Source organism: Secundilactobacillus paracollinoides DSM 15502 = JCM 11969 (assembly GCF_001311135.1).
GTDB classification, from domain to species: Bacteria; Bacillota; Bacilli; order Lactobacillales; family Lactobacillaceae; genus Secundilactobacillus; species Secundilactobacillus paracollinoides.
Window position 1 is genome coordinate 1 of sequence record NZ_BBAG01000086.1, and the last position, 8,681, is coordinate 8,681.

The 8,681-nt window shown below is 43.9% G+C and carries 6 protein-coding genes and 2 pseudogenes; 3 read left to right on the plus strand and 5 right to left on the minus strand.

Going from position 1 to position 8,681, the window contains the following annotated elements; all coding sequences use genetic code 11:
- The first annotated feature begins 538 nt into the window (after window positions 1-538).
- Both prgP and JCM11969_RS20125 read left to right on the plus strand, forming a co-directional pair.
- A complete protein-coding gene (gene prgP / locus JCM11969_RS15225; protein ID WP_054712542.1) occupies window positions 539-1,438 on the plus strand; it encodes a ParA superfamily DNA segregation protein PrgP in 900 nt (299 codons plus the stop codon).
- An 87-nt stretch (window positions 1,439-1,525) separates the two neighbouring features.
- Window positions 1,526-1,705, plus strand: a pseudogene (locus tag JCM11969_RS20125) (hypothetical protein); the annotation flags it as partial.
- Window positions 1,706-1,978: 273 nt separating this feature from the next.
- On the opposite strand, the gene JCM11969_RS15230 reads toward JCM11969_RS20125, so the two are convergent.
- From JCM11969_RS15230 to JCM11969_RS15240, 3 genes are read right to left on the minus strand one after another with little or no spacing between them, the layout of a single operon-like run.
- Window positions 1,979-2,842 (minus strand): lysophospholipid acyltransferase family protein, encoded by an 864-nt coding sequence (locus JCM11969_RS15230; RefSeq protein ID WP_014386900.1) that lies wholly within the window; start codon window positions 2,840-2,842, stop codon window positions 1,979-1,981.
- A complete protein-coding gene (locus JCM11969_RS15235; RefSeq protein WP_014386901.1) occupies window positions 2,839-3,789 on the minus strand; it encodes a glycosyltransferase family 8 protein in 951 nt (316 codons plus the stop codon). The genes JCM11969_RS15230 and JCM11969_RS15235 overlap by 4 nt, the downstream gene beginning before the upstream one ends.
- 17 nt (window positions 3,790-3,806) lie before the next feature.
- Window positions 3,807-4,583 (minus strand): 1-acyl-sn-glycerol-3-phosphate acyltransferase, encoded by a 777-nt coding sequence (locus tag JCM11969_RS15240; protein ID WP_054712545.1) that lies wholly within the window; start codon window positions 4,581-4,583, stop codon window positions 3,807-3,809.
- A 223-nt stretch (window positions 4,584-4,806) separates the two neighbouring features.
- On the opposite strand from JCM11969_RS15240, the pseudogene JCM11969_RS15245 reads away from it, so the two are divergent.
- Window positions 4,807-6,554 (plus strand): annotated as a pseudogene (locus tag JCM11969_RS15245) (ABC transporter ATP-binding protein).
- 271 nt (window positions 6,555-6,825) lie between these two features.
- Here JCM11969_RS15245 and JCM11969_RS15250 read toward each other — a convergent pair.
- The gene (locus JCM11969_RS15250; RefSeq protein WP_082409412.1) at window positions 6,826-7,704 is read right to left on the minus strand and encodes a glycosyltransferase; all 879 of its coding nucleotides are present in this window, start codon (window positions 7,702-7,704) and stop codon (window positions 6,826-6,828) included.
- Window positions 7,705-7,825: 121 nt separating this feature from the next.
- On the minus strand, window positions 7,826-8,681 hold an 856-nt coding region (locus JCM11969_RS15255), incomplete at its 5' end, for an amidohydrolase family protein (protein WP_054712551.1).

An 8,681-nucleotide genomic window follows, 5' to 3' on the forward strand; every position in this document is an offset into this window, starting at 1 on the left:
AAAAAGCAACTTAGCGTTATGCCAAGTTGCTTAAGGTGGACGTAGTCCGACTACCCCCGAATAAACTTTTAAATTTTTAAATTACCGCCTACGGATCTAATTAACTAGATCCAGTGAATTTGCACAGAAGTCGCTCACCACACGTGTCCCCTTTGTTTTTACCCGGCAGCTTGTCCCCTACCGTTTTGAAATCACACCATTCTCGACATCTTACCATTTTGCTGGTATAATCTCTTTAGTTGAATGAAAAAGATTTTTTTGTCGAGTGCTTCCCAATTGCCGTTGGGTGGCGCTTTTCTTTTATTTAAGGTAACCATACACCATAACAAAGAAAATGTAAACAAAAACATCAAAAGTATACTTTTGATGTTTTTTAGTATATTAATCCACAAATCCACGAGTATACTAATGTAAAAGTATAAGAGTATATTAGTATACTTTTACATTAGTATACTTTTGATAAAAAAGCTTGATTTCAGGTTTCAATATGGTATACTATATTTGTAGCAGAAGTATACTTATGAGAGGAGTGTTATCAATGACGTACGTAATCGCTTTAAGTAACCAAAAAGGGGGCGTTGGCAAGACGACCAATAATGTGATGTTCGCAATCACTCTTGCCACCGTTTTCCATAAAAAGGTTTTACATATTGATATGGATCTCCAAGCAAACAGTACATTCATGCTCGGTATGACCTTTAATAAATCAAATTGGCCCGCTTCTATAACAAGATGCTTAAATGATAAGGATCTAAGTAAGGGAATCACGCATCTAACAGAAAATCTAGATGCCATTGCAGGAGATTCTGATTTTCGAAACTGGGGCACATGGGTAGCCGACCATATAAAGGGTGTCCACGAACGAACCTTTTACTTCAAAAAATTACTAGATAAAATCAAAGACGACTATGACTTTATTTTTATAGACACTCCACCAGCAACAGATATAAAAGTCGACAACATAATGGTTGCAACTGACTATGTAATTGTTGTGCAAGAAACCAAGAGATTCGCATTTGAGGGTTCAAAGGAACTAACCAAAACTTATCTTCAAACTCTATACGATGACTTCAGCGACGAGATTAATGTTCAGGTCGCGGGAATACTGTTAGTCATGCTTGACAAAACTCACACGGTTGAACAGCTCATTGTTGATAAGACCGTTAAATATTTTGGTAAACAGAATATATTCAATGCCATTATCAAAAGTCACTTACGCCTTGAAAATTATGGTGAATACGGAGTTCAGTTTGAAGACTACCACGATCGTGCTATGTTCGCACTCTTTTCCGATCTTTACGCGGAATTAATGGAAAGAATAGACCAATTCGAAAGTAAAGGAGATATTGCTGACGATTATGTCTACACGCCAAAATATCTCAATGGCAAAAAACTAACACCACTTGGAAAGGAGATAAGTGCTGATGGCCTTGATTAAAAAAGATGCTGATCACTTCGAAGTGAACATAAAAAAACAGTCGATGATTCCAGAGATGAACAAAAAACTACTAAATACTCCGCAGCGGACAGAAAAAGCCTAAGGGTCGATACACCTGTTTTTGACACGATAAAGAGTCTAGCTTACATTAAAGACGTGAAAATGTATGAACTTGTAGAAAGCGCTGTTGAGGCATATAAGCAAAACACGCTTTCAGATAGAGAGAGAGAAATCTTCGACAGCATTTATCAGAGAAAACAGTCATAAGTATACTAGTGCAAAAGTATACTTATGATAATTGGCCTATAATCACTGATAAACAAGCATTTTAAAAAGTATACTAGTCGCTAAATATACTTTTCCACTAGTATACTTTTTCTGATTTCATAGATTAAACTATAGGTAGATTGCAAATTTGTCCAAAAATTCGGATTAAATTTGCAATCTACCTAACTAATTCGTTATTCGATCCTAAAAAAGGTATGACTGTGAATGAAAGATCATTTTGTTCACGGTCATGCCTTTTTGTTGTCCATTTAGTTATTGATAATGACCAGCAATGTCGTCTGGACTAAAATCCTTAGTGAATTGACGATCATAGGCCTTTTCATAGGCAGCAACTTTTTGTTGGTAATCAATTTGGCGCATCTTTTCGGCAGCTTCCCGCTGTGATGTGGCCGACTTTTCGACCGCATCCGGATAAATTGGCGGTAACACATGGACCGTATAATTGATGCCATGCGGATCCGATTTGGTCGGGGCGTCAACCATCGAAACAAAGCAGGACACGATTGGCACATTCAATCTAACGGCGTAGTAGTACGCTCCCCGTTCAAGCGGCCGCGGTTTGCGATAGTTGAACCACATTTCCCGTTCCGGATAAATTAGAATTGACTGTTTGCGTGCCAAGCTACTTTGCAAAAGGGCAATAAACCCCTTGCCCATGTAATTGACGCTGTCGCTGACAGGTATCGTATCAGCGTATGTCATCAAAAATCCCAGCATCCCGGGCATTTTAAGGTTGGTGAGCTCAACGACAATCGACAAATCAGGTTGATTCAGGGCTGATCGAACCAGCAGGCTGTCAATCGGGCTAAAGTGGTTACAGGTAATGATTGCCGGCCATTCCAATGCCTTTAAATTGTCAGTCCCCTCAACTTTTAAATTGGGATTCATCATCCTCGCAGCCATATTCATGACCGACCGGGCTTCGGCTGCCCGCCAATGATAACGTTTAGTTTGGTGAAGCTTCAAGAAGTGGTCCAACACCTCATGCTGCTCGGTAAGTGTCAGTACTGGATCATGTAGTTCGACTTTTTGATTAAATTTTCCCTGACGGACGTTTTCAGCAATGTTTTGAATCACTTTGTCACGCTCGCCAAGCTTTACCGGTGTAAAAGTCATAGGGCAATTTTTACTCCTTGCTTGGCCCTTGCGTAAAATGTCGTTGGGGTCTTAATAATATCAACGGCTAATTGAATCAAATCGGACTGATTCTTCTGATCACGGGCAACTTCTTTAGGATTCATATCTGCGAGCTGCTGTTTTAACATGGTCTCGTAATCGGTTTGTTTGGCATAGGTCCAAAAATAGCTTTGTCGAGGGGCATCATCATAGCGCCACGGCTTGGCAAATAAGTTATAGTGAATCAGCCAGGGGTCAACATCCTGTGGCGTGGTGATTTGGATGTTCCATGACGGGTTCAAATAATAAATTCGATTTCTCGCGATGGCATTCATGTAGTCCTGATCCGGGGCCAAACTCTTGAAATGGTACTTGTTCAAGAGCTGCAAAAAGTGTTCAGCGAATTTTGAACGGCGCATTTCAGCCAGGTTCATCAACAACACGCCGGAATTAACGTATTTCTGTGAATCAATCCCAACGGCTTGTTCAGCATAGTCAATCGTTTCCGGAGTGTGGCCGATGAAGTGATCCGGCACTGCGCCAACCAGGTTATCCCCCAGCTGGGTATCAAATAATTCACCCACGTCCTTTAAAACCACCGTGTCCGCATCCAGGTAGAGCGCCTTATCCAATTTGGGGAACAATTCAGCAATAAACAGCCGGAAATAAATTGTAAAGGTAAAGTAGTCACTGCGTAGTTTGTTATTCTTATCAGTAATTTCTTGCTTCAAGCGGTCATTAATTGAAACAAACTGAATTTTGAGGTTGTCCGTTTCAAAGGCTTTAAGCCGCCCTTGATTGTCGGTATTGAGATCATCACACAACACAATCACCTGGTAATGCCTGTCCGGTGATGTATGCGCGACCAGTGAAGCCAGTGAAACTGCCAGATAAGGTGCATAATTGTCATCGACAGCGTAAAAAATTGGCACGGTTTGATTTTCCATAATGAATCCCCCTTAAATCAATGTGATTGATGCTGGTAGGTCATAAATGACACGTTGCTTTGGTGACTGCGGGTCACCATTTGGGCATGAATCTGATCGTGGAGTTTTTGTTGGCGTTGTTTACGCGGAAGTGACTTGTCCGGCATAAACGGACCGTCGAAGTATACCACCTGCTTGGGTCGGCTCAACAGTCGGCCTTTTTGATATGTAATCGTCATGCTGTAGCTGGGCAGGTCGGCAGCGACTGGATAATGGAATGCGCCAACTGGAAACGGACGAATCTTGGTGTAATACGGCCAAACATGGGCTTCGGGATAGATAAACACTCGTTGATGCTGGTCCAATCGAGCATTCATCGCCCGCTGGAATTGGATCATTTGTGATAATTTCGCGGGTAGGATCAACGCACCACCCATCGTCAAGAGACGACCGACGATTGGAATACCAAGGTTGGCAGGTTCCGCAATCGGATACGCCCGCCGGGGTATTGCGACCAGCATCGGTAAAAGTGCATCCCCCAGCGGCTGGGTATGGTTGGCATAAATGAAGGCGCCCCGTTTGCCTTGGGTGCGCAGACACCGTTTGTTTCGAAAAGACGTCCGCAAATACAGCCGACAATAAACGAAGCTGACAACAACCGCCACCCAGTAGACGACCGTCGCCGTTACGCGGTAAAACCAATTTTGATGCAGCCAAATGTAGCCCTCAGGAATGGTGGCATTTTGATTTTTGGTAAAGACCACGTCATCATCAAAATCATGATACGTAAACACTTTTGATGTCCGTTTAGTCATTACCAATGTCATCCTTTCTTCCGAGAAGTTAAAATCATGAACAGAACCATTCTACCCCAAATATGACATTATTTTATCATACGGGACGTTTAAAAAGGGCAATTCACTAAAAATCGCCCTTTAAATGATGAAATTGGTGTAAAATTAAGGCTTGCTATGCTAGGATATTTGGGATAACAATGGATGTATACACATCATTAGAAGGATTTAGGGGATAATTTTGATGCAAGCTCAGTCCAAGAACAATACCAAGTTTAACTTTAAAACATTTATGGGCCTAATCAACCGAATTCACCCCCGTTACTGGCAACTGCTGTTTGGTTTTTTTCTAGGAGTTGTCGCAACGGCGATGCAATTGATGGTTCCCGCATCGCCAAGGGGATCATCAACTCAATCGGTCATTCAATGGATGTCGGCCTAATCGTTGCCGTCATTTTACTATTCGTTTTCAGTACCATTATTGGAGCCTTTTCTGGCAGTATTTTAGGCCTCTTCGGTGAAGACGTCGTCTATAAGCTGCGAACAACACTTTGGGATAAAATCTTAACCCTGCCGGTGGGTTATTTTGACCAAACCAAATCTGGCGAAATAACGTCCAGGTTGGTCAATGATTCCACACAGGTCAAGGAACTGTTGGCCAATTCGGTTCCCAAAACCGCAACTTCGATTCTGCAACTGGTTGGCGCATTGGTCTTAATGCTCATCATGGACTGGCGGATGACTATCATTATGTTTATCGCCGTTCCGCTCGTCTTGATCTGCCTGCTGCCAATTGTCCGCCAATCCCACAAAGTTGCCAGAGCGAGACAGGACGCACTGGCAGATCTCAATGGTAAAGCCGGTGAAATGCTGGGCGAAGTCCGTCTAGTCAAATCGTCTACCGCAGAAAACTTAGAACGAACAGCCGGCGATAAACGGATGTATCGCCTTTATCGCATCGGGTTAAAAGAAGCGATCTATGATTCAATTGCCGGACCTGTAATGGGCATGGTCATGATGGCCATGGTCCTGGGAATTCTGGGCTATGGTGCGATCCGGGTTCGGGAAGGTGCCATTGATATTGGGACCTTATTTTCATTTCTGATGTACCTGGTTCAAATGATTAGTCCATTTGCGGTTCTCGGCCAATTCATGTCTGATGTTGCCAAGCAAGTGCTCAACCACTCGAATCCAGGCATTATTGCAAACTCATGAAGAAGATCGTCTGACTGGAACGGATTTGGATATTGGCGATCAAACACTTCAGATGAACCACGTCAGTTTTTCTTATGATCAGCATCACCCCATTTTATCCGACGTGTCGTTTACGGCAGAACCCAATTCGGTCATTGCCTTTGCCGGACCATCCGGCGGTGGCAAATCAACCATTTTCAGCTTAATTGAACGTTTTTATGAACCTAACGAGGGCAGCATCACGATTGGCAATACCAATATTACTGATATTCAACTTGCCGATTGGCGCCAGCAAATCGGCCTGGTCGGCCAAGACGCTGCGATCATGTCTGGAACGATTCGTTACAATTTAACCTATGGTTTGCCGGGGCATTTTTCCGATGAACAGCTTTGGCATGTCTTGGAAATGGCTTACGCAACGCAATTTGTCCAGAAGATGCCTCGGGGCTTGGACACGGAAGTCGGTGAGCGTGGAGTCAAGGTATCTGGGGGCCAACGCCAACGATTGGCGATTGCCCGGGCCTTCCTGCGTAATCCAAAAATCTTAATGTTGGATGAAGCAACGGCGAGCTGGATTCCGAGTCCGAAATGATGGTCCAAAAAGCGCTGGACCAGTTGATGGCCAATCGAACAACATTGGTGATCGCCCACAGGCTAAGCACAATTACCAACGCCGACGAAATTTATTTCATAGAAAACGGCAGGGTAACGGGCCAGGGAACCCACCAACAGTTAGTGAAAACGACTCCTTTGTATAGGGAGTATGTGAAAAATCAGAGCGCGACGAGCAACGGGTGAGGCGGTTTCTAAGGGTACTTTGATTGAAGTCCCTGGGTTTGGGACTTTAATTAAAGTGCACTTAGAAGTTAGCCTCAGTTGCGTCGGAGCGTATTTTAAAGGCCGGAGGGATCTCAAAATCCCCTAACCCCACCAACCAATCGATAATTCTTCCACTTCCTGCACACCAATCCAATCAAGACAAAATATAAAAAGAGCCAATCATTCCAAAAACAGGAATAATCAGCTCGTTCATTAAGATTCTAAGAGCAACACATCTCGCATCGCACCCTCACTCAGTTTCCAATTCCCCTTCAGCATCCAATTCAGCCATAATCTCCTGATACTCGGCTAAAATATCATCATATTCATGCAAATGAAGTTGCTGGTGAACTTTATCAACTTCCCAAGGCTTGACCGAAACCGTGTGGACGATCGGCCATAATTTCCAGCGGGTGGAGAAATGCTGAAAAACGGTGTCAGATTGAACATCCTGCTGCTCATTGTATTTTTCAGGGGCAAAAGCCTTGTGCTTGGCCAGCTTATTCATCGCGGACTGGTCCGGCATAATCATCGGCCATTTTCGGCAGCATTCCCGGCAGCGGGCCAGTAATTTGTCTTGTCGGATCATATCCAGGTTCATCAGGAGCATCCCCGAGTTAATGTAATCAAATGCTCTCTGTTGATGATGGAAGAACCAACGACCGTAATGATCCAATACGCCAACAAAATCAGTTCCTGCCAGTGATTGATGATAAAAATCTTCAAACGGCCGGCGACACACAACGTCAGCGTCCAAATACAGAATCCGATCGGAAAATTGCGGCACCAAATCACTATACAGCCGCAACATACTATAGGGCGTGAATAACGTGTTGATGTTCGCCTTGGGCAAATCCGCCTCAAACTGAGTGGTAATGTCAATTTTGGTAACGCCACTATCGACATTTTCCCGCTTGACCAGTTGATTCAAAAAGGCTGCGTGATCGTCAGTCAGCGCTTGAAATTGCTGATGACGATTATACAATTGTCCAGTTAAAATGTAGATGTTGAGTGGTTCTTGCGCGTGTTTTGTCAGTGAGAGGATTGAAATAATCAACCCCGAAAACATGTGGTCATCTCCACAGTATAAAATATCCAAACCGCATTCATCCCCCAATTCGTGTCTCATCAATCAAAGTGTGTCATATTTCCAGAGAAATGGCAACCAATGACCTTGGAAATCCCCCACAATTCAAAAAGAGCACCCAGCCGACGCAGCAATGTGTGTCAAAAGGCTGAGTGCTTTTAAATTAATCTTCGAAATAGTTTTTGACTTGTTTGGGCTCAGTTTGAACCAGAATCTTACCATTATGAATGGAGTAAAGAATTTCTGAGCGTTCATTTAAGGCGTTGTAGAAATTGTCATTATTCATAATGATACAATTAGCCGGTTTACCGACCTGGATCCCGTAGTGGCCAGTGATATGCATCGCCTTGGCACCGTTGGTCGTAATAAACTGATAGGAATTCATAATATCGTCGTACCCCATCAAATGGCCAACGTGAATCCCCATTTCAACCGGGTCGAGCATGTTACCATTGCCCATGGGATACCAAGGATCCTTGATGTCATCTTCACCAAAGGCAACGTTGATGCCATCCTCGGATAATTCTTTAACCCGAGTCATCCCCCGGCGCTTTGGATAGGTATCGAAGCGACCGCCAAGGTTGGTATTCACTAACGGATTGGCAATGAAATTGATGTGAGACATTTTCAGGAGTCTAAACAACTTGTAAGTATAGGCGTCGTTGTACGAACCCATAGCAGTGGTGTGACTGGCGGTAACCTTGTCGCCCATGCCGCTTTCAAGTGCCAAGGTGGCCAAAACTTCCAGATTCCGTGAAGCCGGGTCATCAATTTCGTCACAGTGAACGTCGACCAGTTTGCCCTTGCTTTCGGCAACTTTCATCAAGAATTTGAGTGACTCAACGCCGTAGTCGCGGGTAAATTCAAAGTGGGGAATCCCGCCAATCACGTCGGCTCCCATGTCGGCAGCGGCAATCATCAATTCCTTGCCATTTGGGTAGGATAAAATGCCTTCTTGGGGAAAGGCCACCAGCTGGAGTTCCACTTGATCGGCAACCTCGTCACGGACCTCAATTAAA

Bases quoted from the DNA above. Each gene is read 5' to 3' on its own strand.
- prgP (WP_054712542.1), top strand. From the start codon at position 539: ATGACGTACGTAATCGCTTTAAGTAACCAAAAAGGGGGCGTTGGCAAG.
- JCM11969_RS15230 (WP_014386900.1), bottom strand. From the start codon at position 2,842: ATGACTTTTACACCGGTAAAGCTTGGCGAGCGTGACAAAGTGATTCAA.
- JCM11969_RS15235 (WP_014386901.1), bottom strand. From the start codon at position 3,789: ATGGAAAATCAAACCGTGCCAATTTTTTACGCTGTCGATGACAATTAT.
- JCM11969_RS15240 (WP_054712545.1), bottom strand. From the start codon at position 4,583: ATGACTAAACGGACATCAAAAGTGTTTACGTATCATGATTTTGATGAT.
- JCM11969_RS15250 (WP_082409412.1), bottom strand. From the start codon at position 7,704: ATGAGACACGAATTGGGGGATGAATGCGGTTTGGATATTTTATACTGT.